Genomic DNA, 26,675 nt, shown 5'->3' on the forward strand with positions numbered 1-26,675 from the left:
CCCGGTGGTCCAGGAAAGAGGGAACGGAGTGGGATTGCTAAATCTTGAGGATGTCCACAATGTTGGAGGTGATGGAGCGCATGTCGTCCATCGTCAGTTCGCCCATGTGGGCGATGCGGAACGTTTTGTTCTTCAAGTCGCCGTAACCGTTGCCAAGCTGCATGCCGCGTTCGATCAAAGCGTTGTTCAGCGCGGCTACGTCAATGTCGCGCGTGTTGCTGATCACCGTCAGGGTGCGGGAAAGGTGGTCGCGGTTGGCGAAAACGCTGAAATATTCGTCCGCCCAGGAGCGCACGAACTCGGCCATGGCTTCATGGCGCGCAAAGCGGTTGTCCACACCTTCCTGCATGATGCGCTGGAGCTGGAGGTCCATGGCGTACATGATGGAAACGCACGGGGTGTTCGTGTACTGGTAATCCTTCTTCTGGATGGTGTCGTAAATGGAACGCAGGTCAAAATAGCAGCCGCGATTGGGAACGGAAGCGGTGCGTTCGTAAGCCTTCGGGGAGAGCGTGCAGACGGCCATGCCGGGAGGCAGGGCCAGCGCCTTCTGGGTGGAAGTCACCAGCACGTCCACACCCAGCTTGTCCGTTTCAATCCGGGAACCGGCGGCGGAGCTGACGGCATCCATGCACCAGACGACATCCGGGTACTTTTTAAGTACTTCCGAGATTTCTTCCACAGGGTTCTGAATGCCGGTGGAAGTTTCGTTGTGCGTGATGCAGATCGTGTCGTATTTGCCGGTGGACAGGGCGGCGTCCACCATTTCCGGGGTGGTGGGCTGGCCGAGCTCGCTCTTGAAAATGTCGGCGGGGACGCCGTTGCCCGTGGCGATCTTGTACCATTTGTCGCCAAAGGCGCCCACGGAGAAAATGGCGGCGCGCTTGGCGGTGCAGGAGCGCACGGCGCCTTCCATCAGGCCCGTGCCGGAAGACGTGGAAAGCAGGATTTCCTGTTCCGTCAGCAGAATGCGGCGCAGATTGTCGGAAATGCGGCGCTGCAGGGCGGAGGCCGCCTTGGATCGGTGACCCATCATCGGGCCGCTCATGGCGGCGAGTACTTCAGGTGCTACTTCGGTGGGTCCGGGAATGAATAATTTGGTTGCCATTGGTTTTAGAAACTGGGTACGTGTACTATAGCGTCTTCAAACCGTTTGGCTATTCAAAATTCTTTGCGGTTGGGGGAGGCGGATGGCTGGAAGTGCGGTTTCACCATGTCACGGCATTTCTCAGGCCATCCAGACCGTCATTCCTTTCACAAGCCAGTAGCCGCCGAAGAAGAGCCACGCGTACAGTAGCGCCGCCAGCAGGAAGGGCCGCGCGCCCGCTTTTTTGAACTTCTCAAAGCTGGATTCCGCGCCCAGAGCCGTCATGGCCATGGTCAGCAGGAACGTATCCAGGGAATTGATGGCGTCCACCAGCCCGGAGGGAAGCAGATGCAGGGAATTAAAGCCGATGACGGCCAGGAACAGGAAAGCGAACCAGGGAATGGTGATTTTCCGTTTTTCCCCCGTTTGTCCGGCAGCGGCTTCCCTGCGGGAAAGGATGATGCTCAGGATGACCAGTACCGGGGCCAGCATCATCACGCGGATCATCTTGACGATGATGGCCGGGTCTGAAATGGCTTGCCCCATGGCGTTGCCGGCGCCGACCACGTGCGCCACTTCATGCAGAGTGGCTCCCGTAAACAGACCCATTTGTTCCGTCGTCAGGTCCAGCATTCCGGCCCGGAACAGGGCCGGATAAAGGAACATGGAGAGCGTCCCGAAGATAACGACGGTGGAGACGGCCACGGCCGCCTTGTACGGCTGGCTTTTCACGACGGGTTCCGCCCCCAGCACGGCGGCGGCTCCGCAAATGGAACTGCCGATGGAGGTCAGCAGGGCCGTATCCCGGTCCATCTTCAGCAGGCGGCCCAGTCCCGCGCCCAGCAGGATGGTGAAGGCCACGACGACCGCGTCAATAAGCAGGGCGGCGCCTCCGATGTCGATCACGCTCTGGAACGTCAGCTTGAATCCGTACAGGACGATGCCTGTTCTCAAAACCTGCTTGGTGCAGAACTGAATGCCGGGGACCCACGTTTTCGGCAGATGGTTGCGCAGGCTGTTGGCGTAAATCATCCCCAGCACGATGCCGACGATCAGCGGGCTGAAGGAAAGGTGCTTCACCCATTGGAAATCCGCAATGTAACAGGCGGAAAAGGAGAAGAGAACGATCAGCAGAATGCCGTGCAGGGGATTGGCGAGTCGTTTGGGAGACATGATGTGAGCGGATGATGGTCCGGGCCGTTTGCGGCGTTCCGATGACCGGGAGCCGGACGGCTGAACGGGATATATACTCCTGTTTCATGATGAAATCTAATCAAAAACGGTTATAGTCGATTAGATTTTGTTATAATAGTTCTTGCAGAACCTGATGAACAACTCGTTGATCCTGCTGTGATCTCCATGCCCGGTCGCGAAATGGAAGGAACGGCGGATTTCCATGTGGCGCAGGGGGATTCTTTTCAGGTTCCCGTTCTTGAGCTCTTCCCTGACGGCCAGGGAGGAAAGAAAGGCGCACGCCGGGGAATGTTCCAGGTAAAGTTTGATGCTCTCCGTATTGCCCAGTGTCATCAGGACATGCAGTTCGGACGGGGAGACTCCCTGGGCTTTCAGCGCTTCCTCCACGATCCGCCGCGTGCCGGATCCGGGTTCCCGCATGATCAGGGGAATGCCGGAAAGCTGGGCGGCGGTAAGGCCGTCCCGGGGCGTCGGCGCGGCCTGCGTCCCTCCCGCCAGAATGATTTCATCAGCCAGGAAGGGGAGATAATGGAGGTCCTTTCTGGTTGCCGTGCCTTCCACAATGCCGAGCTGTACGGTTTCATCCTGCACGGCTTGTTCTATTTCTTCCGTATTGCCGCTTTTCAGCCGTATGCGGATATCCGGATAACGGCGGCTGAACAAAGCCAGAAGGGGAGGCAGCACGTACTGGGCCATCGTGGAACTGGCCCCCAGGCCCAATTCGCCGGATACGGGCGCATTCCCGGCGGATGCCATGTCTTCGTTCAGCGCCTCATATTCCTTCAGAATCCTGCGGGAATGGGCCAGCAGGCGGCTTCCTTCCCTTGTCAGGACGATGCCGCGCCCCTCCCGTTTAAACAGCCGAGCGTCAAGCAGGCGTTCCAGTTCCTTCACATGGCGGGTGACGGCAGGCTGGGTAATGAACAATTCCTCCGCCGCGCGGGTAAAGTTGAGCCGCCGCGCAACGGTTTCAAAAACTTTCAGTCGGAAATCCGTAATCATGGGAGGAATGATGCCATTCAACCATGCCGCCTTGGTTCCGGCAAGCTCCTTTCCTTCATCCGTTTTTTCCTGCTGAAGCTGATGGGAGTGAAAAACTTGTTATGATAGAATGCCGGCTCGTCCGGCTTGTCCGGAAGGAAGAGAACGGGGCAGCATGATAATCAGATTATGGACGATAGCCGCGGCCGCATTGTTTTTATTCGGATGGGCTTCCGGGAAGGAGTGGAATCAAAAAATGGATGAATGGCTGCTGCCTTCCGGTACGCTGAAAGCGTTTGCGGAATACATGCCCGCTTATGGCAAACGGGCGCTTCCCGGACCGGATGAACGCGAGGCGGCCCGCCTGGAACAGGCAGTGGATGCCGCCAGGAAAGCGAAGGATGCCCGCGCCCTGGCGGAAGCCGCCGCCAGGCTGGACGCCTATTGGCAGTCAAAGCTGGATTCCCTGTATGCTCCCGTGGTCGCATGGCTGGTTTCACGGTGGTTTGTGAAGGCGGAACTGATTCCGTTCAAAGGGGGCATGGCGTATGAAATGCCCATGCAGGAATTGCAGGACGAGCTGGTCATGCTTGCCTGGGCGGGGACGCAGGCCGCCTGGGAGAAATTCCTTCAGGCGGATGAAGAATTTTACCGGGCGTGGCTTCTGGCCGGACGGAAGCGCCAGGAATACCCGGACTTGGAGGAATCTTCATTCGGGGAGAAGCTGAGGGACACGGAAGAGGCGGAAGTGCTGGTGCACCGGGCTTTTAAAAAGATGGAAAGGGTCATGGCCATTGCCGATACGGCGTGTGCGACACATGCCTATCCCCTGGTGGATGCCGTTCCCGTCCATCCCGGCTGGCAGGAGGATGATCCCGTTCTGCACAGGGTAGAGCAGGCCGTATGTTTGTCCGACTATCCTTTCATCAAATCCATGATGATGGAGTACCGGAATTACTGGAAAGCCCGTTTGGACGGCATCAGGACGGCCCTGCTGAGGGAGGACGGCTACAGGCCCGGGTTGGAGACCGGATGGAAAAAAAAGCTGAAAGCGGCGGATTGTGCGTGGAGGTATTATGTGGGCATGTCCGTGGAATACGAGATACAACCCGGAATTTATTTCTGGAGTTCCGGCATTGACATTTACATGACGGCGCACTGGACATGGCTGTACCGGCAGCGGTGCCGGGATTTGATGACGCTGGCCGGACTGGCTCCGGAAAGAAAGGCGGAAGGTTTTGAATGTCCTCCCCGTTCCTTTGCCGGATTCGGAGAGGCGCGTCTTGCGATGAAGCACAAGGCCGCCGCCGGAGGGCCTTTGGCGGCGCAATACGGGGAATTGGCGGAGAATCTGGAAAAACTGCGCACGGATTTGGAGGATGCCGTCTCTCCGTGGCAGGCCGTTTTTTTGGCCGTCAGGTTACAGGATGAAGACGCGCTCCGGTTTTTGACGTCCCGCATACGGCTGCATGAACAGCACATTCTTCCCACCGGGGCGGTTACGCCGCTCATGGAGGCCGCCGCGGCGGGTTCCTCCGGAATGGTCCGGATTCTGGGGACATGCTGGGGAATGATCAACGCAGAAGACCGGCGGGAACGGACCGCCTTGGACATCGCCCTGGAAAATGGCCATGGGGAAGCAGCCTCCCTGATCCGGGAAAATGGAGGAATGACCGGGGCAGAAAAAAGAAGGAAAGAAGAGGAGGCTGCTGGCCGTAAATAGCGGTTTTCCCGGACATGGCGCCGGTCCGGAGCTGGGGTGACGGCAATCCTCCATGGTTTCCGGAACATTTTCCCGGTGAATTCCGGACGGAGCCCGGCTCTGAAAAACGGCGTGAGGCAGGCGGGGGAATGCCGGTGGTCCATGCCTGTCCCCGTTCATTTTCAGCCGCCTGTTCCGTCATGGGTGACATTCTGTTGCCGTTCATCGTCTGAACGGTGGCGCACGGCGGAGACTCCAATGTTTATATGAAACTGCATTCCATGATCATTACCGGCGCCGCCGGACTTATGCTGTTGGGGGCCTGTTCCCCTTCTTCTTATCAGACTACGTTTCCGGAACCGGCTTATGTGAAGGTTTCCGCCAATAACGGCGCATACGTTCCGTATCCCGTCAATCCCCAGGGCCAGCAGGAACTGGTGTACTGGTACGAATCCCTGCGTGAACCCCTGACCGTTGTTGCGGAAGTGCCGCCCGCTCCCCTCGTCACCAGGGGCCCCGGTCCGGTAATTCTGGATTCCGACAATTTTTCCGCGAAGCTTTACCGCGACAGGACGGAAGTGAAGAAGAAGGACAAGGACGGCAAGTGGGTTACCAGCGTGCGTCCCACCACTCCGGCTGACCAGCGCATGAGGAATTACATCATTGCGAGCAAAAAATCCCGTTAACAGCAGTTTTTACTGCCCTTGAAAAAAGAATCCGGCCTGTTCCTTGAAAAAGGGAACAGGCCGGATTCCTTAAAGGAGGCTGAGGCAGTTTTCCCCTGCGTCCGGAAATGCGGGAGGAGCCAGCTCTCCGTGCTGTTTCTCGGCAGGCACCCTTCAGCGAGGAATAGGAGCCGGCATCCGCGGATGCGGACCTTCAATCACAAATCTTCCAGCGTCCATTCATCCTTCCATTCCAGCTTGATCTGGTCGCCTTCCCATTTCATGGGCAGCCACAGGTAGCGTCCGTCGATGGCGTTTTTGGGCCGCCAGATGTCCGCCATGAAGATGAATTTGCCGGGCTTGCCCTGCACGGGCAGAATGTACGTGCTTTGGCCGCCGAAGGTGATGCCCGCCTTCGGGCCCACGCAGGGGTTTTTGAGTTCCTTCCACGGTCCGGCAATCCGGTCGGCCACGGCGCTGCGGGCCGCGTTGGGAGCCCAGCCGGAACAGCCGGAAGCGATCATGTAGTATTTGCCCTTGTGCTTGCAGATGGCGGGAGCCTCCATGTAGCGGTTGACGAAAGCCCGGACGTATTTCCCGTTATGGCCGGTGTAGTCCGGCGTGAGTTCCGCTATGTGGAGCGTGATGTTGCCTTCCGAGGAATAGATATGGTAGGCCTTGCCGTTGTCGTCCACAAAAATGGTCATGTCCCGGCTCATCTGGCCGCCGGGGTAGTCCCGCCTGATGATGCGGACGTAGTCGGGCATTTCCTTGGTGAATTCCGTGGTCTGGTCCTTCTTGTCCAGGTTCAGGGGCCATTTACCCGGATTGACGCGCCCGGCCTTCAGGAACGTGAACGGCCCGGTCGGCTTGGTGGCCGTGGCCACTCCCGCGTACGCGGCTCCATAGCCTTTTCCCTTGAGTTCCAAGTGGAACCACATCACGTACTTTTTGGTCTTCTTGTTGTAAACCACTTTGGGGCGTTCCAGGATGCACCCCTTGGCGATGGGATGGGAATTGTCCCCTTCCACCACTTTCAGGGCGATTCCCTCGTCCTTCCAGTTGTACAGGTCCTTGGAGGAATAGCAGTGGACGCCCACCTGGGCGTAATTGCCCGCGTCGCCCTCCACCTTGTGTTCTCCGTACCAGTAGTAGGTCCCCTTGTCGTAGAGGATGCCGCCGCCGTGGGCGTTGATGTGAACGCCGTTGTTGTCCGTCCAGATTTCTCCGGGCTTGAAGGAAGTGTGCTTGACGGGGGTGTCCGCCGCGGAAAGAGCGGCCGTGCCGCAGAACAGGAGGAGGGACAGCAGCGGTTTGATGATATTGGTCATGGCTGTGAGGATGCGGAAGTGGTCGGTGAATGGTCGGGGTGGCCGTACAGTTTGTCCCATGCCCGGGAAAGGGCGTACAGGGCATAACCGGTACCGTAGAATTTGTGATAGTTGTACAATGGATAGTCCCACCAGGAACCGTCTCTGCCCTGGCGCGCAAGAATGTCGCCGGCCAGTAGAGACGCATGGCGTTTTACCTGATTGGGAGCCAGCATGTCCAGACACATTCCTGAATAATAATATCCATAATAGAAAAAGTATCCGGAATTCTGGGCAAAGCTTTCATGCGGCACCGGCTTGTGGAGGGCCATGGTCAGCCAGCCCCGGCGGCTCCACAGGCGGTCCAGCCCGTCCACGAACTGGCGCATGGAAACATCTTCCGGTTCCCACAGCCTGATGGCGTAATCGCAGGCCGGGGTGCGCGCCAGACTGCCGGTGTGGCGGTTGATGGGCCTGCCGGGATAATAGGAATGGCCCAGGGAGTAAACATAGGTTCCGGCCGGGGTCCGTTGGGATTTGAGGAATTTCAGGGCCCGGCTGAACACCTTTTCATCCAGGGAGAGGCCGAACGTCTTACCGGCCATCCATGCGGAAATGAGGACGGTCCCGGTCAGGAAGGAGGTGGGTTCCGATGCCGGCCGTTTGCTGAATCCGATGTAGGTGAGGTAGCCCCAGCCTCCCTTGGCGGAAGCCAGCTCGTTGAGCCTGTCCACCTGGAGGCGGGCGCAGTCCATGAGTTGTTTGTAGCGCGGGCTTTCGCGGTCCAGCCCGGCCGCACGCATGCTCATGGCGTCCAGAACGTAGGTATGCGCCCAGATGTTGTAAACGCACAGGGCGTCCCCCCGCTTCAAATGGGGCATGGTGCGGATCAGGTAGTCTTCCGCGCGGGTCATGGCTTCCCGTACCTTTGGTTCGTCCCGCAGGGGAGTGGCGTTAAGTCCCGCGATGCACAGGGCCGTGCTCGCCGTCTTGAAGGTGAGCGGGCCGTCCGGATAGGGGCAGAGAATGTTCCATGTGCCGATCACCCGGTGGTCTCCCCAGGAGCCGTCCCTGTTCTGTTTTTCCAGCAAAAAATCCACGCCGCGGCGAAATGCCGCGCTGAACTGTCCGCGTTCAGCAGGGGGAATATCCGGAATTTTTGCAATGGGAATGGTATCCTTCCGGTCACCGGGTGCCGTTTCCGGTTCTCTGGCGGAAACAGTCAGGGACGCAGGCAGAAGCAGGCTGAAAAACAAAAGGCGGAACATGTCAGGAAGCGGACGGGGTGGTGGGATAAAGCGCGCTCCGGACCCGGGAAACGGCGAACAGGGCGTAGCCGGTGCCATAAAATTTGTGATAATTGTAGAGGGGATAGTCCCACCAGGAGCCGTCCTTCTCCTGCATGGGCAGGATGTCGTCCGCCAGATGGGCCGCATGGCGCGGCAGCCGTTCCCGGGGTACCTGGTCAAGGCAGCGGGCGGCGTAGTAATACCCGTAGTAGAAGAAATAGCCTGCATTTTGCGCGAAGCTTTCATGAGGGATGGGTTTCTTCACCGCCAGGGAGAGCCACCCGGAGCGGCTCCAGATGCGTTCCAGCCCGTCTTCCAGCTGGCGTCTGGAAACAAAAGCCGGATCGTACTGGATCAAGGCCAGGTCTCCGGCGGGGGTGCGGGCCAGGCTGCCGGTGTGGCGGTTGATGGGCCTGCCGGGATAAAACATGTGGGATATGGAATACACATAGCTCCCGGCCGGCGTCCGCTGTTTTTCCAGGCTGGCAACGGCGCGCTTGACAATCTGGGGGTCGGCCTGGAGGCCGAATGCGCGTTCGGCGTCCTTGAAGGCAATCAGCACCGTAGCCGTCAGGAAGGAGGTGGGTTCCCCCATCGGCCGTCTGGAAAAAGTTTTAAAGGTGTAGTAGCCCCAGCCGCCTTTGACGTCCGCCATCCAGTTCAGCGCCTCCACCTGCAGGGCGGCCACCTTCCTGAGCTCCGTGTATTGCGGGGAGTTCTCCGGCAGGTTTTCAGCGGCGCGGCACAGGGCGGAGAGGCCGTAGGCATGGCCCCATACGCCGAGGACGGTGCGCGTGTCTCCGCGCTTGAGCAGGGGAAGGGTGGCAAGCAGGTACTGGACAGCCCGGTCAACGGCTCCCTTGACGGCGGGTTCATTCTTCAACGGACTGGCGAGCAGGCCGATGACGCACAGGGACGTGCAGGCGGTCCTGAATGACCTGGGGCCTTCCGGGTAAGGGCAGATCACATTCAGCCCCTTGGTGCGCGTGTGGTCCCCCCAGGAGCCGTCCTTGTTCTGGCTGGCCAGAAGGAAATCCGCCGCCCTGCGTATGGACTGGTCCAGCGTTTCCCGGGAGGGGGGGGCCACGTCCGGAACCTTTTCAATGGGAATGGTGTCTCTTTTTTCCCCGCCTTCCGCCGGCACGGGTGCGCCAAGCGCCGTGCAGGCACTCAGAACGGAGAGGAAAAGGACGGCCTTGTTCATGCGCGGAGAAGAGATCAGGCCTGCTGATCCTTGATGGTCACCTGGACGGGCAGTCCGGGAGCGAATATCTGGCTGGCGGGAACCTTGGGCGTCACGATGATGCGGCGCTTGCCGTCCGCTCCGGGAATGGGGCTGGCTTCCGTGATGACGCCGGGAATCTGCATGTTCGTCACCTTGATGACGACGGTTTCCCCCACTTTGGGCGTGGCGGTGGAATCCGGAAGGGTGGCCTGCACGATCAGTTCCGAGTCCGGGGGGACGATGGTGGCTATCTTGTCAAAGGCTTCCAGCTTGCCGCCGGGCTTGAGCTTTTCCGCCACGGGGATGGCCACCCATTTGTCCGCCACGTAACCTCCGTAAAGCAGGATGCCGTTTTCCGGAGCCTTGAAGGAGGCCATTTCGCGGTCGGCTTTCAGCTCGTTGTATTTGTCCTGGAGGCGGCGCAGGGACACCTCCGCTTCCGTAAGGGCTATTTTTTTCTGTTCCAGGTCGAATTCCGCCTGCTTGCGGGCTTCCGCCAGGTCCGTCTGCTTCTCCTTCACGGCCGTGGCGAAGTCTTCGCCCAGGCGGTGGATATTGCGCAGCTTGGCCAGTTCCGCGACCAGTTTGGCTCCCTGGACGGCGAACTCGCTTTCTCCGAGTTCGTTCTTCAGCCGTTTCAGGATGATTTCCTCCGTTTCCTCCGCCACCTGGTCGTCCTTGTACATCTTGGTGAGCTGGTTCAGCTCCTCCTGCTTGTAGGACATGTAGCGCAGGGCCTTGTTGACGCGTTCCTCCTCTTCCGCCAGCATGCGGGCCTTGCGCTTTTCCAGGAAGTCCTTCTGGTCCTCCTCCGTGCGCGTCAGGGCCGTCTGGAATTTCTGGAGACTCATGGCGGAACGCTCCTTCTGCTGGTCCAGCGCGTAACGGAGTTTCAGCACTTCCAGGTTCTTGCTCTTGATGGCCCGTTCGTAATCTTCAATGCTCTTGTCCAGCGTACGGAAATCCGCCTGGGCCACGGAATCGCCTTTTTTGACGGAGCTGCCCTGGGGCATGATGCCGATCAGGAAAATGTCGGAACTCCCCTTGGGGGCAAAAGAGATGGACTTGGTGTTCTTCTTGGGCAGCAGGATGCCCGGAGCGATGGAGTCGGCCAGGGCGGCTCCCCCCATGAGGAGAACGGCCAGAAGGCCGGTGGCGGTGAGGGATGTATGCTTCATATGCAATGGTGTACAATCGGAGATGAATCAGGATTGGCGCGCGGAGAACGGGACGAAGCGCCCCTTCTTTCCAAGTATAACGGTATGAAACGTGGTTTTCTTTCCTTTATGTGAAGCGGGCACCGCTTCCGTGCTGACTTCGAAGCCCGCTTTCTGCAGGGTGCGTACCAGCCGGGTGTCCGGGCGGGCCACGGTGATAACCAGCAGGCCCCCCTGCTTGAGGGCGGCAAAATAATCGGAAGCTTCCGCTACGCTCAGGTTCATGCGGTCGTGCGTGGAACGGCACAAAATGGCGTGGAAGCCCTTCTGCTGCTTGCGGGCTACCTGGAGAGCGGTGGAAAATTCCACGCTGACGCGGGGATCATGCAGGAATCCGGGACGTTCCCCATCCAGAAATTCCTGGTGCCAGTCCACCAGCTCCCTGCACGGCTCCGCCACGACGAAGCTGGCTTTTTCCCTCTGGACCTGGTCCATCAGGGAAAACAGGGTGAAGCCCAGACCCAGGCCGTCCAAAAGGAAGGAGGGCTGGTTGGCCCTCTTGACGGGCGCCGTGGCGATGGCCGCCGCCGTTTCATTGCTTCCGTGGGAAAAACTGGAAGCCGTCTGCATGCCGTCCCTGAGCAGAAAATGGAAGCCGTCCCGTTCCCAGAGTTCAAGAATGGAGCCGTCGGGCAATTGTGTGGAAGCTAGTTTGGTAATGGGTTTCATATGAAATAATGCCGGTCGGACAGCGTAGGGAAGAACGCTTTTCAGGGCAAGTCCGGACAGCGTGTTTGGAGAGGAATACGGGCCGAATTGAAAAAAATTGCATGGAAAACGAACTTTGCGCATTCTTTTTCTTGATTTACGGACGGAAATAAGCGAGAGCTATCTTTCAGCACAGCTATTTTTTCCGATATGAGTAATCCACCACCCCCCTCCATTCCGGGCGGTACTCCGCCGCCGCCCACTCCTCCGCCGGCTCCGGCAGCGCCTTCCGTACCCCAGCCGCCCGTACCTCCTGCCGCGCCTCCCGTGTCCGGAGCGCCCGCGCCGGCTGCTCCGCCCGCCGCTGCCGCTCCTACCATTCCCCTGCGTCCTGCCGGCCTGGGAGGAGGGATCAAGCTTGGCGGCGGCCTGAAGACGGTTGCCCTTGGCTCCGCCACCACTCCTGTGGCTCCCGCCGCAGCGGCCCCTACCGTTCCCCTGACGCCTCCCGGAGCAGGGATGGCTACCGCGCAGCTTCCGCAGGCCACCATCGGCCTGAATACGGCTCCCGCCGCGGCTCCCGTCTCTTCCGCTTCCTTTACGGCAAAGAAATTTGAACAGGACACCGAGGAAGGCTCCAATACCCTTCTGAATGTTCTTTCCTTCGTGGCCCTGGCTTTTGCCCTGGCATTCGTCGGTTACCAGTACGCTACGGATACGCTGGAATCCCGCAGCATGACGGGCTGGCTGGGCAGTGAAGAAAAGCCTGCCGCCGCGGCTCCCGCCGCCTCCAGCGACGAGTCTGCCGATGACGCCGCCGAGGAAGCGTCTGAAACGTCTGACGAAGCCGCTGCGGATGCCCCTGCCGACGATGCGTCCTCCGATGTCGCCGACGACGAAGAATAAGTGAACATAACGGTTCTCCAAATACTCTAAGCGGTACTATGGCAAACGTATTTTCTGAAGCAAATTTTGAGGATGAAGTCCTGAAGTCCGACATTCCTGTGCTTGTCGACTTTTGGGCTACATGGTGCGGCCCCTGCCGCATGATCGCTCCGATCATTGACCAGTTGGCTACGGAACTTGCCGGCAAGGTCAAGGTGGGCAAAGTGGATGTGGACGCCAACAACGGCCTGGCCGCTACCTATGGCGTGCGCACCATTCCTACTCTCCTGATCATCAAGGACGGAGAAATCATGGACACCATGGTGGGCGCCACTTCCAAGGACGCCATTCTTCAGCGCCTGCGCCCGGTCATGTAACCGTTCGCGATTATTGATTTAATACCGGCCTCCGGTGGGGAAAACCTTGCCGGAGGCCGGATTTTTATACGGAGGCATTTTCTCTTCCTCCTCTGAATGGTGCCTGAGTTCCCCGTTCAATGGCAGAAAAACAGGACTTGTCTTTTGGGAAGCAAACCTGCGGAGAGGGCCGGACAGGCCTGGAGCAGGACATGGCCCCTGGAGCCCGCGTGCCTGAAGGGCGGGGAAGACGCGGCCATCCTTTATTTTTCGTGTCCGGTTATTAATTTTCAACGTGATCATATGTTCTGGCCATGCCCGGCGACTCTTTTAAAACAGACGTTCTTCCCGTCCAGGTGACCAGAGATAGTATTCCGGCTCTTTTCCGGAAACGCCTCCTTTCTGCATGGCGGCATGTAGCTGGCGGCAGAGCATTCCTGAAGAAACCTGCGAGAAAGGAGAGAGAGGGGAAAAAAGGAGCCGCCAAGCAGAGGAGCTGACGGATACGGTATCTACGGCTTGTTTTTCATTTTTGTTGATAGAATGAATTTATGCCTTTAATATTTTTATTTTTTATATTGTACTTGATCCCCTTGTTTCTTTCCGCCATCGCGAAAGATTCGGAAATATCGTTCATTTTTAAAATAATAGCTATCATCATCGGAAGTGTGCCTGTCGTTTTAGCTACGTTTACAATTTGTCTTGTACATGGAGTAGTGTACGGTTTGCTTTTAGGATTATTGTTATTTGTGTTATTGTTTTTTATCAGCAAGGGAATTCATTTCATTATTTTTAAAGCAGTTTCCCATAATGGAAATTGAAATTCCATAGACATGTGCGAATCTCTACTATAGAGTGAAGTATTGCAAATGAAGGAGAGACAAATGAATTTTCACCCCTGCCTGTTTTCATTGCTATGAAACTGATCAAATACCTCCTTGTTTCCGCAGCACTGTTTTTTGGACTGGGGAATTGCATCTCTGCTGGCGATGCCGAACTCCCCGGCAAATGGACGACGTTCGGCAAAGGAGAAGAACGGGAGCGTTTTGCCCCATGCTTCATCATCAGTTATCCAAGCAGTTTCACCATTGATCCCGCCAGTGGAATATCATTTAGTCCCGATATAGGAAGAAACGTTCGCATTCCGGAGGAAAACCTGGACACCCTTGTTTTGCATGACGAGAAAAAATCATTGGAAGTCAGGGCCAGCACCTACGGATTTATAACCGAGGATTTTTACGTCCCGCGCGGTTTTGAGACCCCGAGGGAGGTCATACTGACTAACTTTTTCAGAAATGCGATGCTGACTAAAATTATCAGGACAAAGCATTATGATCTTTTTTACAGTGAAACGGACAAGGAAGTGTTTGCACTTTATCTGTATCGAAAGGAAGGCTGGGATGTGAGTTATCAAACTCTCAGGTTTTTATTTCGCAATGGCACCACTTTTGAGGACCATGAGGAAATTGTTAAGAAAATCATGGAGGGGTTTATCCCGTGTTTCGCGCGTTCGGACTAGTTCATGTGAGCGGTGTCTTTCCCGGGGTAAGGTTGGGGAGTCGGAGTTGGAGATTATTAGACATAAAGTCTTGTAAAGCTCTTTCTCAGGAACCGCGGGGTTTCTTGATGACTGTATTCCGGGAGTTGTTGATCCAGCCTTTTCTGTGCTTGTTTCAGGTTTTCCAGTCCTTTTCGGGCAAGAGGCATTCCCGGAGAGGATGGGGAGGATCGGGATTTTAACGGACAGGCGGGTTTAAATGGATGAATCCGGCAGACAATGTATATCGGGCCGTCTGCGGGGATGCAGGCCGTTGCGAAACCTGTTCCTGTCCGGCGGTTCCGCACCCATTTGCTTCATTCCTTTTTGCTTGGCATGAGGAGCATTGCGGCATACATTGAAGAATAAATTCCACTGGGTGGAGTTGCCTTTCAACATCCCTGACGCCATGAAATTCATTTCTTTCTTTTTGTCCGTATTCGCGAGCTGCTGCCTGGTGTCCACTGCCTTGGCAGGCGGTGACATGGCTCCGGATTTGAAATCCGGCTCCTTCTGGAGTTCGTCCAGGGAGGACTTGTTCGGCAAGTATTTTAATGGAGAAGCGGGCGGCTGGGTGGACAAGGAGAAAACCCAGCTCCGCATGGCCAGGCCCCGTATCAAGATAGGGGAAATTTCCCTGGGAGAGACTTTGGTGAACTGGAAGGATAATAAACCCCAATCCATGACCGTCATGATTTACAACAAGGGGGACAACGGGGCGATTGACCGGGATGAATTTGAAACGCGCCTGGAGCGCGTCAAGGCGGCCCTGGACACCCTCACCGGCGTGAAGTCCAAGGAATACCGCGCCTCCCGCCGTGAAGCCGTGGTGAAGGTGAACGGCTGGTCCTGGGTATGGGACAAGGGCGCCGCCGTGGTGGAGGCCAACTCGTCGCGCGAGGGCCGGGAGTTCGAGGCGGAATTCATCCGTCTGAAAGTAGGGCCTACGGAAGCTTCCATCGCCCGGGCGGACACGTCTTCTCGCGCGAAAAAGGCGGACATCAAGCAGCATGTGAAGAAGGAAGGGAAGCGCATCGTGATTCAAGACATCCCCATGGTGGACCAGGGACAGAAGGGCTACTGCGTGGTGGCTACTGCCGCCCGTGTGTTCGCTTATTATGGAATGGATTATGTGGATCAGCACGAACTGGCCTCACTGGGCAATACGTCCGCTTCCGGAGGAACAAGCACTGCTGAAATGGCGGAAAACCTGAAGAAAATAGGAGCGCGGTTCCAGATCAGGATCCGTGTTCTGGATTCCCTGACGGATTACCGTGATTTCAATAATATATTGAAATCCTACAACCGGGCCGCTTCCAAGCTGAAGAAGGAGAAAGTGGACAGCCAGACGAGCTGGCCGGCCTTCTGGGACAACGCGGACGGGGAAGTGCTAAAACTGGCGCGCGCAGGTTCCCAGAACCAGGTGGACAAGTGGATCAATTCCATCCGCCCCTATATCACTGCGGGCATTCCCGTGCTCTGGTCCGTGCAGTTGGGCATTGTGCCGGAACCCAAGAGGCTGTCCCAGACCCGCGGCGGGCACTTGCGCCTGATCATCGGCTTCGATGAGGAAAAGAAAACGGTCATTTTTTCCGACTCATGGGGCGCGGAGCATACGGAAAAGGAAATGCCCATGGCTGACGCCATCGCCATCACGACGGGACGCCAGGTCATGCAGCCGTCCAAATAAGTACGGGAGACTTTTTTTGCGGCCGGGCGGAAAGAACCGCAGATATTCCCCTTTCCGGGGCACTTCTGGCTGGTCTGCGGGCAGGAGCGTATTATACTTGCGCCATGATCAGCAGAACATTGGTGAAACACGCCCTGTCCAGTGAAGCGGAGATTCCGGACATGCTGGTTCAGGGCTGGGTGCGTACGCGCCGGGATTCCAAGGCGTTTTCCTTTTTGGAGATCAATGACGGCTCCAGCGTGGCCTCTCTCCAGGTGGTGGCGGATGCGGGCATCCCCGGTTATGAACGGATTGCAGAGATGACGACCGGGGCCGCGGTGAGCATCCGCGGCGCCCTGGTGGCCGGGCAGGGGAAGCAGCGCTGGGAATTGCGCGCCTCTTCCCTGGAGCTGGTCGGCGCCGCTCCGGAATCCTACCCCCTCCAGAAGAAGGGACACACTCCGGAGTTCCTGCGTTCCATCGCCCATTTGCGCCCCCGCACGAACCTGTTCGGCGCGGTGTTCCGCATGCGCAGCCGTCTGGCTGCGTCCATCCACCGGTTTTTCCAGTCCCGGGACTTTGTCTGGGTCAGTACGCCCATCATCACCGCCAGCGATTGCGAAGGGGCGGGTGAAATGTTCCGCGTGACGACGCTGGACGTGGGCGACGCCGCCTCACGCGACGCCGCGCGGGATTTCTTCGGAAAGGCGGCCTATCTGACCGTGAGCGGCCAGTTGGAAGGGGAGGCTTTTGCCTGCGCCCTGAGCAATATTTACACGTTCGGCCCTACGTTCCGGGCGGAAAATTCCAACACCACGCGCCATGCGGCGGAATTCTGGATGGTGGAGCCGGAAATGGCCTTTTGCGATCTGCGCGGGGACATGGACATGGCGGAGGCATTTGTCCGGGAGCTGGTCCGTGACGCCCTGGAGAACAGCGCGGAAGAGATCGAATTCCTGAACCGGTTTGTGGACAAGGGGCTGCGGGAGCGCCTGGAGCACGTGAAGGATACGCCGTTCGTGCGTTGTTCCTATACGGAAGCCGTGGACATTCTTCTCAAGAGCGGGAGAGCATTTGATTTTCCGGTCTCCTGGGGAATCAACCTGCAGAGCGAGCATGAACGCTTCCTGACGGAGGAACATTTCAAGAGCCCGGTCATCGTGTACGATTATCCCAAGGAGATCAAACCTTTCTACATGCGCCTCAATGACGACGGCAGGACCGTCACCGCCATGGATGTGCTGGTTCCCGGAATCGGCGAAATCGTGGGGGGAAGCCAGCGCGAGGAACGGCTGGACATTCTGCTGGAAAACATGAAGCGGCAGGGCATGAACGAGGAAGCCTACCGCTGGTATGCCGACCTGCGCCGTTACGGTTCCGTTCCCCACGCCGGATTCGGAGCCGGATTTGAACGCCTGCTGATGTTCATCACGGGCGTAACGAACATCCGGGACGTGCTGCCGTTTGCCCGCACGCCGCGGAATTGCGAGTTTTAACGTTCACGTGACAGTCCGTGCCGCCGTTTCCAGCCGTGAGGCACATGGAACCTGCAATCCTGAAGGTAAGTCGTCTTTCCGCGGAGCGGAGAAAATCAAAAGCCCGGCTTTCCCTGGGGAAAAGCCGGGCAAAATGGATTACCGGGTAAACGGTGGTTATTTTCTTCTGCGTCTCAGCAGCAAGCTTCCCAACCCGAGAATTTCCAGGGAAAAAGTGGCGGGTTCAGGGACGGTTTCATAATTGATAATTACTTTGGTAACGCCGTTTTCCGTGACCTGGGTGACGTTTGCCTGTACCTGAGAGGTGCTGGCAATGTTCAGGCCGCTCAGATCCAGCGTCAGGGGCCCCCCCCTCTGGTCGGATGTGATGCTGGCGAGTTCAATGGTGCCGCTTCCGGTCAGGCTGTTCATGTCCAGCGTTCCGGTGAAATGGACGGAGTGGTGATTGGTCCAGAAACCGGTGATGTCAGTAGCGGTCCACGAACCGTGTTCCGAGGCGGTAAACGTTCCGAAGTTGAGAGTAAAGTCGCGGCCCAGCCCCAAGGCGTTCGTTGATTCAAAAACCAAGTGGGCATTGCCTTCCAGGGTGATGGAGTTGACATTGAGATCTCCTACGGACGTGCTGCAGACCAATGTGCTTCCGGAACCGATCTGGATGGTGTTGGTGGCGCCGAAAAAATCCTGGTCGGTTGACCAGGTAATGGTGCCCGCATTCTGTCCAATGATGGCATCGTCATTGACGCTGTGCTGGGGATAATAGCCATTCGGGGAACTGTTTACCGTCCAGTTGCCGGAATCTCCGTAAATCCCGTTGCTGGCCGCTCCGCTCCAGACATAGGTGGCTGCCTGGGAGATACCGCCCAGCATGCAGCAAAAAACACAAAATGCAGATAATTTCATTTCCAATAAATAGTTCAACGAGGCGGATGTAACGGATTCTCAATCCGGCGTCAATTCAAATATTTTTTAAAGAACCCCTTAAAAGAAATCATTCCTGCTTTTAAAAAGAAAGGAAGGAAGTTTTCAATAAGCTTCTTTTAATTTATAACATTCTCCAAATAAATGTTTAACAATTAACTTAACTATAAAGCCGGATTGAGAATCCGCAGGAAACAATATTTTATCTTTTTTAAAACATACAAGAGCAGGAACATGAAAAAGTGGCTGCGCGGGCATGGAAAAACCCTTTCCCGCACAAGGCGGGAAAGGGCCTACCATAACCAAGTAAAAGCATGCGTTGAAACGCCGTCGTACTTAGAAAGTGTAGCTGATGGCGCCGTTGATGCCGTGGGCGGTCAGCTTGTTGCGGGTCTCGAACTGGTAGCAGACGCGGGCTCCCCAGTTGCTGGAGAAGAGCACGTCAATGCCGGCGTTCAGGCGGAATGCCGTGCGGCCCATGTTGACGCCGCGTACGTTCCATGCGCCCAGAGGCCCGGTGACATTGGATTTGGGATTCATGCGGCTCACATCCTGGGCCACGGCTACCGTCAGGGCCGGGGTAATGGTGGTGCCGCCGTCCGTCTGATAGGCGCGGGCGATGGTGATGCCGGCCGGAATGGTCCAGTTCTGGGCCCGGGCGTGGTCGAAGGTGCGTCCATAAGGACCACTTTCAGAGAACCCCTTGAGCTCGGAAGTCATGAATTCAATCCCGGTGTAGGGCGTCACGTAAGCCTTGCCGAGGGCGAAGCGTTCCGTCCACGTGGCGTACAGGCCGCCGCTGAAGGTGTCGGAATCGACGTTGCCGTTGAGGTCGGAACCCATGATGTAGGAATTGCCCTTGAACTTGGAGCGTCCGTAGGCGCCGTAGCCGTCCAGGGTGAACTTGCTTTCCCTGAAGGGATGCATGCGTCCGTAGATCATGGCCAGGAAGGAGTCGACGTCATAGTCGGAACCGAAGTTCGACTTGTCCTTGATGTCGCCGAAGCTCTGGCCGGCCGCGATGCCGATCAGGGAACCCTGTGCGGCCTTGTAGTCAATACCCACGGCATAGCCGCCGGCATTGTACTTGTAGCCGGAAACTCCTCCGCGGGCGTCCTGGTCGTCCCAGATGCCCATGCCGCCTACCCAGATATTGCCGTTGCCCTTGGCAATCGTCTTGCGGGCGATCGGAGAGCCCTTGGCGTCCACCACTTCAATGGTGTCTTCCGTCTGGCGCGCCATGGAGGCGGCGGACTGGATGCGGCCCAGGTCGGCGAAGCTTCTCAGGGTGCGGCTTGCAGCCCAGGTGAAGTTCACGATGTTTTCACCGCTCACGGACTGAATCATGTGGGCAGCCTGGTCGGCATTTGTCGCCCGGAACAGTTCTTCGTAGAACTCGGCGGCGGGAGAACCGGCGACCGCGTTCAGGCGGTTGTTTTCCAGACCGACGGCCGTGGTGTAAACGTTGCCGTTGTAACCGGACATGACACCGTCAATGCCCCTCATGTTCTGGGTGATGGTGGTGGTGCCGTCAACCGTTCCGGGAGCCATGGTGGTGGTCAGGAACAGGCCATTCTGCAGACGTCCGGAAATATCCGTGCCGTTCAGCGTCACTGTTACGCTTTCCGTACCCTTTTTGAGTTGGGAGATCGGAACGGAATTGCCTTCGGAGTCGGAAACCTGGATGCCTACGCGTGAATCGTCCGTGAAGGTGGCCGGGGTGCCGAAGTCGAGAACGGAGCCGTCGCTCAGAAGCAGGGTGGAATCACCGCTGAAAGTGGCGGAAGCCCCCTTCATCGTGGAATCCTGGGCCAGAGTCACGCTGCCGGTCCGGATGTCATATACGGTGGTGTCCGTGCCCATGACGGCGGAGTTGATGGATTCAGGACCTGCAACTCTTCCGGTGGTGGCGTCCGGCGTGCCGAAGGTGGCGTTCCCGATGATCAGGTTGCCTTCAAGCTGCTGGTAGGTGCCTCCAAAGGTGTCCGTAGCGCCCGTGCCGCCGTACACAAGGGTGCCGGCTCCGGTCTTGGTCATCACGGCGGCCTGGTCGGCGGCCCGTGAGACTGCGTCCGCGGTGGATGCGGTGGGAGTAGCGGTAGCGATGCCGTCACTGATGTAGGTGTAGGCGCCGGCGTCCGTGAATACGTTGATCTGGGTGTTTACGCCCGCATGAACGGAACCGCTCACGCCGTTGGCCGTATTGCCGGAAAGAACGGTGTTGGAACCGATGTTCAGCGTCTGGCCGTCCGCCAGGTTGATAGCGGCCTTGTCGGCGTTGGTGGCGGTGTTGTTCAGCACCTGCGTACCGTTGCCGAGGGTGATTTCTCCACCTGCCGTTACGATGCCGTCAGCGGCGGAATTGCCGGTGATCAGGCTGTTTTCCCCGATGGCAATGTTGTCGTCAGCCGTCAGGGTGGCATTTCCCTTAACCGTGGTATTCTGGCCGAGGGCGATGCTGCCTTCGATGGTATCCAGCACTTCGGGAGTGCCGTCCACGGTGCCCCAGGAGCCGTCCGTATTGTTGTAAACGGTCTTGGTCAGATCGACGGAGTCAGCCTGAACGGTGGTGCCGTCCAGAACGGTGTTGTCTCCCAGGGAGATGTGGCCGCCGTTGGCTTTGATCGTGATGGCTCCCGCAGTCGTTTCACCGAGCACGATGCCGCCGGAAACGCTGCTGTCCATGGATTCCGTGACGGTTTTGCTCGTCTGGGTACCGGAAGCGTCGAATCCTTCCGCCGTTACGGAACCGATTCCCGCGTTGGAAGTCACGTCTCCTTTCAGCGTAACCTTGGAATCCGGATCGCTGGTGATCTGTCCGGTGGCCGTGACGGCATCCTCCAGGGACACATTGTTGCCCAGTTGTACGGCTACTTCATTGGAGTCCTGATAAGAGGAAGAAGTCGTTTTCGTATAGGCCTGGCCTGTGGGAGGAGTCACCGGATCCTGCGTAGTGGTGGCTACGCCGTCTACCGTGATGGTCTGATCAATGGCAACGTTGTCGCCGACGTTCACCTGGCCGTTCGTGGATTTGATGGCCGTGCCGAAAACCTTGGGGGCCCTGGGGTCTTCAGATCCCACGATGGAAATGTTCCGGCCGTCAATGGTGGTGTTCGAGGCGTTGGTGACAACGATGTCATTGGCGCTGTCCGCAGGTTCGCTCAGCGTAATGTCGTTGAATTTGACCTGTTCGTTGACCAGGTCGTAATTGAAATTGACCAGTTTGCCGCTTGCATCAGTCATCTGGACGGTGATGCTTCCCGTACCGGAGATGGCCGCCAGCTGGGCCTTCTGTTCCTGTGTCAGCGTAATGTTGTCTGAATCGGCAGGAACGGTGATGGTGATGGTTGACGCTTCATTGGAAGCGGCAGCCTGGTTCCAGGCTGTCACCAGCGAATCGGCGCTGTTTGCAGTGTAGTCAGCCGCTGTGGCAACTGAGAAACTGCCGAGGCAGGCGATGACCGCTGCCAGCAACATCTGTGGGAGTCTTAATTTCATGCTTTTTTTATTTGTTTAATGATTAGGTGGTTACGCATTCGTGACAATCACGGCGTCCAGCATTTTAGATGATCCCTGCGGGCACATGTTCAGCAGGATGACAAGGAGGGTTTTGTTGGAACGGGTATTTAAAATATTTAACAATGAAATGATTGCATTTATATTTACCATGTGTCATTCATGACGATGTTTTCATGATGGCTCCGGAAAGAAATTCGTTTTAACCCGTAACAGATGAAGATTTCTTTACAAAACAACTATACTATTGATTATGAAAATTATATGCGCATTGATGGCATTTTTTACGGGCTCTCTTTTGGTGTGTTCAATTAAAATGCCTGCATGGGGAGGGAATGTGCGGCGCATGTACGGGCCACACAGGCCATCGAGGAAAATATGAGCCTGTTTGACCGGTCGATGGTGCCCGGTCATCTGGACAAGGTGCTGGAGAAGCTGGAAGGTCTGGACGACCGTGACGGGCAGGGGAATGCGGCGCCGGAAATCCGGAGGTACAAACTTCAGACCTACTTCCGCCTGTTCTGGATGATCACAGAGTCCGTGGATGCCGGCTACCTTCCGGGAAGGTACCGTATTCTGGCGGAATCAAGGGAAAAAAACGTGCCGGAAAAAGCCCCGCGCCCTGTTCCCGCCAAGGTGGGAAGCGCCTATCTTTACGATTATATCCAGTCCGGACTCCGGGTGCTTCGTTTTCAGACCAGGGTGGCCGTCATGGGCTATATCCGCTCCGCGTATTCCGGCAAGCCATCCCCGGAAGAACGAGAGGAGCTTTTGGCCCTTGCGGAAAGAGTGGAGAAGGAATTTTTCACCTTTCTCCAGAATTGGATGCAGACGGATGTGAACTGGATGCCGGACAAAGACTTCAATTGCCTGGACAAGCCTGCGCCGGAAGAAAGGCTGCGGGAAATGATAAGCTGCTTGCAGTACATGCATTTTCTGGAATATGCCCGGGATCCCCTTTTTCTGGAGGAGGATGTCGCGTTCAGCAACATTGATCCGCCACCTCCTGTGGGGAAGGACGGCATGGCGTTTTCCGGTCAGGCTCCGGACAGTCTCCAGGAGCCGGAATCCCGCAGGCAATATCTGATTGCCAGCCGGGAAAATATCAGGAAAAGCCGTGGAGCGGACCTGAAGAAAAAGGTGCAGGATAAACTGACGGATGCCTATTGGAACGTTTTTACGCGGATTGAATCTGTCGAGTTCATGGACCAGGCGTCCAGGCAGAAATTATTGCACACGGCGGAAATGTTGGGGATGAATGACGATTTCAGGGACAATCTGCGGGATGTCTGCGCACGCAAGGATATTGATGAAGCGATTGACCGTTTTTCACAAACAAAAGACAGGAAGGACATGCAGGCCGCGGACGCTTTGATCGGAGCGTTTCAACAATGCCGGAAAGTATTGTGGGGAAATGAGTCATCCACCTTTTTCCAGTTGAAACGCTGGCTGCGGCTTAACCGCATCGTCGCCATGGAAACGTCGTGGCCGGACGGCGAACGGATAAGGCGTGATCTGGAAGAAAAAATGATGAAGAACATCAGGTGCACGTGCGGCGATTCCCGTTTCTATTTGCAGGAGGCCAGATGGTGGCTGGCGGCCTATGGATTGAAGGCCCGCGCGTCATATATTCATGACGAATGCCAGCGTATTCTGGAGATGGAAAAGAAAAGGATTGAGGACAGCCTTCTGCTTCTGGACGAGAATTTTTCCAGAGGAGGTTTGGAAAAGGCAGACCGGTTGATTGAGTCTTTACTGCATCATGATTATCAGCGGCATAAGAATATCCCGGGAATACTGGATTTCAAAACAGCCTCCTGGCTGCGCCTGCTTTTCATTTTGGAAAAACGCCTGGGTCCTTCCCATGAGAGGCGGGAGGAAGTGAATTTGGTATTTAAAATACCGGAGGAGGGTCGGAAGGAAGAGTATGACGAAGGAGCCCAGGAATTGCTGTACGGTCTGCACGCGGAAATATTTTCAGATCTGAGCTACAAGGTGGAATCGGAGTATGAAAAATCCAGGGAAACACAGCAGAAATTTTTGAAGCTTGCGGAAGGAATGGGCGCGGAACCCGAATTCCTGATGTATTTCAAACATCGGTTTGACGGCCGCAATTTGCGTAAAGATCTTGATCAATTAAGAGAAAAGGGAAGGGGCAGTCCGGAACGGATAGCAGCCGCCATTGACGAATGGGCGGAACATCAGAAAATATACTGCAGCTCTCCTTAGGGTGTCTTGTGGAAAAGCTGGGTCTCCAATTTTCTTTGTTGAAAGCCATGCACAAGAGCGGGAATTTCGGGAAGGAGGGTTTTGGCTCGTCTTTCCAGGCGGCTGTGATGGAAACTGTAAGCACCTCCATCGCGGATAATCAGGAAGGATTTTTAGCGTGGAGATATATCCTGGAACGTTCTGAAGGGAGCCCTTTGGAAACAGCCATAGCCGCTCTGTTTCAACAAAGGCTGGATAAGAAGGAAGAGCTTTTTCATGAAAAACTTGTAGCATTTGAAAAAGAGGGGCAGATGGACGATTTACACACCGCCTGTGTCAGCCTGGATGATATCACGCGTGATTGGGAACTCGGGAAGGAACTTCCTGTTGACCGGCGGAGAAAGACGGAAACTTATTTGAGCCTGCTCAGGGTGGCCTCCCGCTTTCTTCCGCAGGAACTGGTGGATATGCAGAGAAAGCCCACTTCCCAATGGGGGGGCCGATGGAATGACGAGCTGCCTCCCTTGCGGCGCATGGAACTGGAGCTGGATCTGATCCGGGACAGAGTGCGTACGGACTTTTTTTCACATATCCGTTACGGATATGGCAAAGGGCCGGAGGATGCGGAGGAAATCCGCCAGCTTGTCCGCAATGCCGGGATGAGCGGCCAATTCATGCAAGAGGTGGAAGAGCGTTTGGCAGAGAAGGAATGAGGGCCGTCCGGATTATTCCACCTCCCATTCCTCCACCAGCGCGGCGGGGACTTCGTCCAGAAAGCGGGAAGGCATCTGCATGAAGGTGCCTCCCTGGGCGCGGCAGTTCCAGCGCGGATAGGTCAGGTAAAGCTGGTCCTTGGCGCGAGTGATGCCTACGTAGAACAGGCGGCGTTCTTCCTCCAGCCCGGCCAGGTCGCCGTCGTCAATGACGCGCTGGTGCGGGAACATGCCGTCGCACAGGCCGATCAGGAAGACGACGGACCATTCCAGCCCCTTGGCCTGGTGGATGGTGGATAGGGTGACCGCCCCGCCGGAAAGGTCGGCCGCCGCGCTTTCGTCATCCGTATTGCCCAGCAGGGAAAGCTGGGACAGGAAATCTTCCGCGGAGTCGAACCTTTCGGAAAACCCGGCCAGGTGCAGAAGGTCTTGCCTGCGCTGGTCGTAGTTTTCAAAGGCGGACTGCATGTACTCGTCGTAAACGGCTTCATTGATGGAGACGAGCATGGAGGCCGGATTGGCTGTTTTCCCGCCGGGAGCCAGCTCGTCCAGCGTGTAGCAGAGCTGCATCCATCCCGGCTTGGACTTGGCGGGAACCGGGAATTCCATCATCAGGGCGGAGAAGGATTCCGGAGGCGTTTCCGCCCTGCTTTCCGGGCATGCGGCCCAGCGCGCCCAGAGTTTTTGCGCCATGCCGGGGCCGATGCCGGGCAGGAGCATGACCATGCGGCGGAAGGACAGCTCGTCCCGCGGATTGACGACGAAGCGCATGAAGGCCACCACGTCCTTGATGTGCGCCTGCTCGAAGAACCTGATGCCGCTGGTGATGCGGAAGGGTATTTCACTGCGCGTCAGTTCCATCTGCAATTCCATGCTGTGGAAGTGCGCCCGGTAGAGCACGGCTATTTCGTTGGGGTCCGTGCCTTCTTCAATAAGGTCCCGGATGCGCTGGGAAATGAATTTGGCCTGCATCCGGTCATCATTGAGCGGCACGAGGGCGGGCGGCATTTCCCCGGTGGGACGCACGGAACGCAGGCGTTTTTCAATCTGCATCTCGTTGGCGGCAATGGCCGCATTGGAAAGTTCCAGGATTTCCGGCACGCTGCGGTAGTTGGTTTCTATCTTGAAGGTTTTCGCCGACGGGTAGCGTGTCGTGAAGCTGAGGATGTTCTCCATGTCCGCGCCGCGCCAGGAATAAATGCTCTGGGCATCGTCTCCCACGACCATGAGCTGGCCGTGCTCCCGGGCCAGCATGTCGATGAAGCGGCTCTGGAGGTAGTTGGTATCCTGGTATTCGTCCACCAGGATGTGGTGGAAGCGCGCGCCGTACAGGGCGCGCAGGTGTTCCTGCTCCTGGAAGAGGCGCACGACGTTGAGCAGCAGGTCGTCAAAGTCCATGCTGTTGGTTTCCTGCTTGCGGAGGACGTACTGTTCATGCACGTCCAGAATGGCGTCCAGATGGTTGGAGAGGTAGGGATAGGCGTTTTCCAGCGTTTCCTGAATGCCGGCGCCTTCATTGTCCGCCAGGCTGAAAAGGGATGAGAGCACTTCCGGCTTCGGGAAGCGGGAAGATTTCTCGTCCAGCTTGAGGGCCTTCACGATGCTTTTGATCATGGATTTGCGGTCGTCCGAGTCCATGATCGTGAAGGCCGGCGTGTAGCCCAGGTAGTCCGCATGCTGGCGCAGAATGCGGTTGGCGATGGAATGGAAGGTGCCGCTCCACAGGCGGGAGAGGTCGATGGGAATCAGGGCGCGCACGCGTTCCGTCATTTCCCTGGCGGCCTTGTTGGTGAAGGTGAGCAGCAGGATGTTCCACGGGTCCGTGCCGTTGTCCAGAAGCCACGCCACGCGGTACGTCAGCGTACGCGTCTTTCCGGAGCCCGCGCCTGCAATGACGAGCGCCGCCCCCGGTTCCGAGGAAACGGCGGCATACTGCTCTTCATTCAGGGTCGCGTGGTAGTCGATCCCGGAAATGGGGGCGGAAGGAGCGGAGTCCTGCTTGATGACGTAGCGGCGGGCCATGTAGTTTCTGCGGCTGGCGGTCGGATGGTGGCGGCGG

At 57.1% G+C, this 26,675-nt stretch carries 20 protein-coding genes; 9 read left to right on the forward strand and 11 right to left on the reverse strand.

All coding sequences use genetic code 11. From position 1 onward, the window contains the following. Nucleotides 1–37: 37 nt before the first annotated feature. From HMPREF3039_RS02970 to HMPREF3039_RS02980, 3 genes are all read right to left on the reverse strand, one after another. On the reverse strand, nt 38–1,108 hold the full coding sequence (locus HMPREF3039_RS02970) for a pyridoxal-phosphate-dependent aminotransferase family protein (RefSeq protein ID WP_067572112.1): 1,071 nt from the start codon (nt 1,106–1,108) through the stop codon (nt 38–40). A gap of 120 nt (nt 1,109–1,228) precedes the next feature. Further along, a complete protein-coding gene (locus HMPREF3039_RS02975) occupies nt 1,229–2,260 on the reverse strand; it encodes a YeiH family protein (protein ID WP_067572110.1) in 1,032 nt (343 codons plus the stop codon). A 120-nt stretch (nt 2,261–2,380) separates the two neighbouring features. Continuing rightward, nucleotides 2,381–3,283, reverse strand: a complete 903-nt coding sequence (locus HMPREF3039_RS02980) for a LysR substrate-binding domain-containing protein (protein WP_067951933.1) — start codon at nt 3,281–3,283, stop codon at nt 2,381–2,383. Between the two features lie 154 nt (nt 3,284–3,437). Between HMPREF3039_RS02980 and HMPREF3039_RS02985 the strand changes: the two genes are divergently transcribed. Then, nucleotides 3,438–4,985 carry an ankyrin repeat domain-containing protein gene (locus HMPREF3039_RS02985; protein WP_147549478.1) on the forward strand — a complete coding sequence of 516 codons (1,548 nt, stop codon included), beginning with the start codon at nt 3,438–3,440 and terminating at the stop codon, nt 4,983–4,985. Nucleotides 4,986–5,230: 245 nt separating this feature from the next. Further along, nucleotides 5,231–5,650, forward strand: a complete 420-nt coding sequence (locus tag HMPREF3039_RS02995; RefSeq protein ID WP_067981816.1) for a hypothetical protein — start codon at nt 5,231–5,233, stop codon at nt 5,648–5,650. Between the two features lie 197 nt (nt 5,651–5,847). On the opposite strand, the gene HMPREF3039_RS03000 is transcribed toward HMPREF3039_RS02995, so the two are convergent. Genes HMPREF3039_RS03000 through HMPREF3039_RS03020 form a run of 5 tightly spaced genes read right to left on the reverse strand, consistent with a single transcriptional unit; the run spans nt 5,848 to nt 11,339 of the window. Then, the gene (locus HMPREF3039_RS03000) at nt 5,848–6,960 is read right to left on the reverse strand and encodes a glycoside hydrolase family 43 protein (protein ID WP_067572103.1); all 1,113 of its coding nucleotides are present in this window, start codon (nt 6,958–6,960) and stop codon (nt 5,848–5,850) included. Next, the gene (locus HMPREF3039_RS03005; RefSeq protein ID WP_067572098.1) at nt 6,957–8,207 is read right to left on the reverse strand and encodes a prenyltransferase/squalene oxidase repeat-containing protein; all 1,251 of its coding nucleotides are present in this window, start codon (nt 8,205–8,207) and stop codon (nt 6,957–6,959) included. Before HMPREF3039_RS03005 ends, HMPREF3039_RS03000 begins: the two co-directional genes overlap by 4 nt. A gap of 1 nt (nt 8,208) precedes the next feature. Next, nucleotides 8,209–9,432: a prenyltransferase/squalene oxidase repeat-containing protein gene (locus HMPREF3039_RS03010; RefSeq protein ID WP_067572096.1), complete on the reverse strand. Its 1,224-nt coding sequence runs from the start codon at nt 9,430–9,432 to the stop codon at nt 8,209–8,211. Nucleotides 9,433–9,446: 14 nt separating this feature from the next. Then, nucleotides 9,447–10,631 (reverse strand): HlyD family secretion protein, encoded by a 1,185-nt coding sequence (locus HMPREF3039_RS03015; protein WP_067572095.1) that lies wholly within the window; start codon nt 10,629–10,631, stop codon nt 9,447–9,449. Between the two features lie 27 nt (nt 10,632–10,658). Beyond that, on the reverse strand, nt 10,659–11,339 hold the full coding sequence (locus tag HMPREF3039_RS03020) for a hypothetical protein (RefSeq protein ID WP_067951909.1): 681 nt from the start codon (nt 11,337–11,339) through the stop codon (nt 10,659–10,661). A gap of 189 nt (nt 11,340–11,528) precedes the next feature. Here HMPREF3039_RS03020 and HMPREF3039_RS03025 point away from each other — a divergent pair, with 189 nt between their 5' ends. The 5 genes from HMPREF3039_RS03025 (at nt 11,529) to asnS (ending at nt 17,261) form a co-directional block, all read left to right on the forward strand. Beyond that, nucleotides 11,529–12,224, forward strand: a complete 696-nt coding sequence (locus HMPREF3039_RS03025; protein WP_147549472.1) for a hypothetical protein — start codon at nt 11,529–11,531, stop codon at nt 12,222–12,224. A 38-nt stretch (nt 12,225–12,262) separates the two neighbouring features. After that, nucleotides 12,263–12,580 (forward strand): thioredoxin, encoded by a 318-nt coding sequence (gene trxA, locus HMPREF3039_RS03030; protein ID WP_067572089.1) that lies wholly within the window; start codon nt 12,263–12,265, stop codon nt 12,578–12,580. A gap of 895 nt (nt 12,581–13,475) precedes the next feature. Beyond that, the gene (locus HMPREF3039_RS03040; RefSeq protein WP_067572087.1) at nt 13,476–14,078 is read left to right on the forward strand and encodes a hypothetical protein; all 603 of its coding nucleotides are present in this window, start codon (nt 13,476–13,478) and stop codon (nt 14,076–14,078) included. 427 nt (nt 14,079–14,505) lie between these two features. Next, on the forward strand, nt 14,506–15,786 hold the full coding sequence (locus HMPREF3039_RS03050; RefSeq protein WP_147549469.1) for a C39 family peptidase: 1,281 nt from the start codon (nt 14,506–14,508) through the stop codon (nt 15,784–15,786). Nucleotides 15,787–15,893: 107 nt separating this feature from the next. Beyond that, entirely contained in the window at nt 15,894–17,261 is a 1,368-nt protein-coding gene (gene asnS, locus HMPREF3039_RS03055; protein WP_067572172.1) for an asparagine--tRNA ligase, read from the forward strand. A gap of 156 nt (nt 17,262–17,417) precedes the next feature. On the opposite strand, the gene HMPREF3039_RS03060 is transcribed toward asnS, so the two are convergent. Both HMPREF3039_RS03060 and HMPREF3039_RS03065 read right to left on the reverse strand, forming a co-directional pair. After that, nucleotides 17,418–18,161 (reverse strand): PEP-CTERM sorting domain-containing protein, encoded by a 744-nt coding sequence (locus HMPREF3039_RS03060; RefSeq protein WP_147549463.1) that lies wholly within the window; start codon nt 18,159–18,161, stop codon nt 17,418–17,420. Nucleotides 18,162–18,515: 354 nt separating this feature from the next. Then, the gene (locus HMPREF3039_RS03065; protein WP_082770054.1) at nt 18,516–21,677 is read right to left on the reverse strand and encodes an autotransporter family protein; all 3,162 of its coding nucleotides are present in this window, start codon (nt 21,675–21,677) and stop codon (nt 18,516–18,518) included. A gap of 396 nt (nt 21,678–22,073) precedes the next feature. Between HMPREF3039_RS03065 and HMPREF3039_RS03070 the strand changes: the two genes are divergently transcribed. Together HMPREF3039_RS03070 and HMPREF3039_RS13545 are read left to right on the forward strand one after the other, a co-directional pair. After that, nucleotides 22,074–23,924, forward strand: coding sequence for a hypothetical protein (locus tag HMPREF3039_RS03070; protein ID WP_231863828.1), 1,851 nt, complete (start codon nt 22,074–22,076; stop codon nt 23,922–23,924). Nucleotides 23,925–24,214: 290 nt separating this feature from the next. Beyond that, nucleotides 24,215–24,616: a hypothetical protein gene (locus HMPREF3039_RS13545; RefSeq protein WP_147549459.1), complete on the forward strand. Its 402-nt coding sequence runs from the start codon at nt 24,215–24,217 to the stop codon at nt 24,614–24,616. 12 nt (nt 24,617–24,628) lie between these two features. On the opposite strand, the gene HMPREF3039_RS03080 is transcribed toward HMPREF3039_RS13545, so the two are convergent. Beyond that, entirely contained in the window at nt 24,629–26,638 is a 2,010-nt protein-coding gene (locus HMPREF3039_RS03080) for an ATP-dependent helicase (protein WP_067572075.1), read from the reverse strand. Nucleotides 26,639–26,675: the final 37 nt, after the last annotated feature.

It is taken from the genome of Akkermansia sp. KLE1798 (assembly GCF_001580195.1).
GTDB classification, from domain to species: domain Bacteria; phylum Verrucomicrobiota; class Verrucomicrobiia; order Verrucomicrobiales; family Akkermansiaceae; genus Akkermansia; species Akkermansia biwaensis.

Coding starts and splice junctions, on each gene's coding strand:
- HMPREF3039_RS02980 (WP_067951933.1), bottom strand. CDS start 3,283: ATGATTACGGATTTCCGACTGAAAGTTTTTGAAACCGTTGCGCGGCGG.
- HMPREF3039_RS02995 (WP_067981816.1), top strand. CDS start 5,231: ATGAAACTGCATTCCATGATCATTACCGGCGCCGCCGGACTTATGCTG.
- HMPREF3039_RS02975 (WP_067572110.1), bottom strand. CDS start 2,260: ATGTCTCCCAAACGACTCGCCAATCCCCTGCACGGCATTCTGCTGATC.
- trxA (WP_067572089.1), top strand. CDS start 12,263: ATGGCAAACGTATTTTCTGAAGCAAATTTTGAGGATGAAGTCCTGAAG.
- HMPREF3039_RS03040 (WP_067572087.1), top strand. CDS start 13,476: ATGAAACTGATCAAATACCTCCTTGTTTCCGCAGCACTGTTTTTTGGA.
- HMPREF3039_RS03005 (WP_067572098.1), bottom strand. CDS start 8,207: ATGTTCCGCCTTTTGTTTTTCAGCCTGCTTCTGCCTGCGTCCCTGACT.
- HMPREF3039_RS03010 (WP_067572096.1), bottom strand. CDS start 9,432: ATGAACAAGGCCGTCCTTTTCCTCTCCGTTCTGAGTGCCTGCACGGCG.
- HMPREF3039_RS03015 (WP_067572095.1), bottom strand. CDS start 10,631: ATGAAGCATACATCCCTCACCGCCACCGGCCTTCTGGCCGTTCTCCTC.
- HMPREF3039_RS02970 (WP_067572112.1), bottom strand. CDS start 1,108: ATGGCAACCAAATTATTCATTCCCGGACCCACCGAAGTAGCACCTGAA.
- HMPREF3039_RS03020 (WP_067951909.1), bottom strand. CDS start 11,339: ATGAAACCCATTACCAAACTAGCTTCCACACAATTGCCCGACGGCTCC.
- HMPREF3039_RS03025 (WP_147549472.1), top strand. CDS start 11,529: ATGAGTAATCCACCACCCCCCTCCATTCCGGGCGGTACTCCGCCGCCG.
- HMPREF3039_RS03000 (WP_067572103.1), bottom strand. CDS start 6,960: ATGACCAATATCATCAAACCGCTGCTGTCCCTCCTCCTGTTCTGCGGC.
- HMPREF3039_RS02985 (WP_147549478.1), top strand. CDS start 3,438: ATGATAATCAGATTATGGACGATAGCCGCGGCCGCATTGTTTTTATTC.
- HMPREF3039_RS03065 (WP_082770054.1), bottom strand. CDS start 21,677: ATGAAATTAAGACTCCCACAGATGTTGCTGGCAGCGGTCATCGCCTGC.
- HMPREF3039_RS03070 (WP_231863828.1), top strand. CDS start 22,074: ATGAGCCTGTTTGACCGGTCGATGGTGCCCGGTCATCTGGACAAGGTG.
- HMPREF3039_RS03050 (WP_147549469.1), top strand. CDS start 14,506: ATGAAATTCATTTCTTTCTTTTTGTCCGTATTCGCGAGCTGCTGCCTG.
- HMPREF3039_RS03080 (WP_067572075.1), bottom strand. CDS start 26,638: ATGGCCCGCCGCTACGTCATCAAGCAGGACTCCGCTCCTTCCGCCCCC.
- HMPREF3039_RS03060 (WP_147549463.1), bottom strand. CDS start 18,161: ATGAAATTATCTGCATTTTGTGTTTTTTGCTGCATGCTGGGCGGTATC.
- HMPREF3039_RS13545 (WP_147549459.1), top strand. CDS start 24,215: ATGGACGATTTACACACCGCCTGTGTCAGCCTGGATGATATCACGCGT.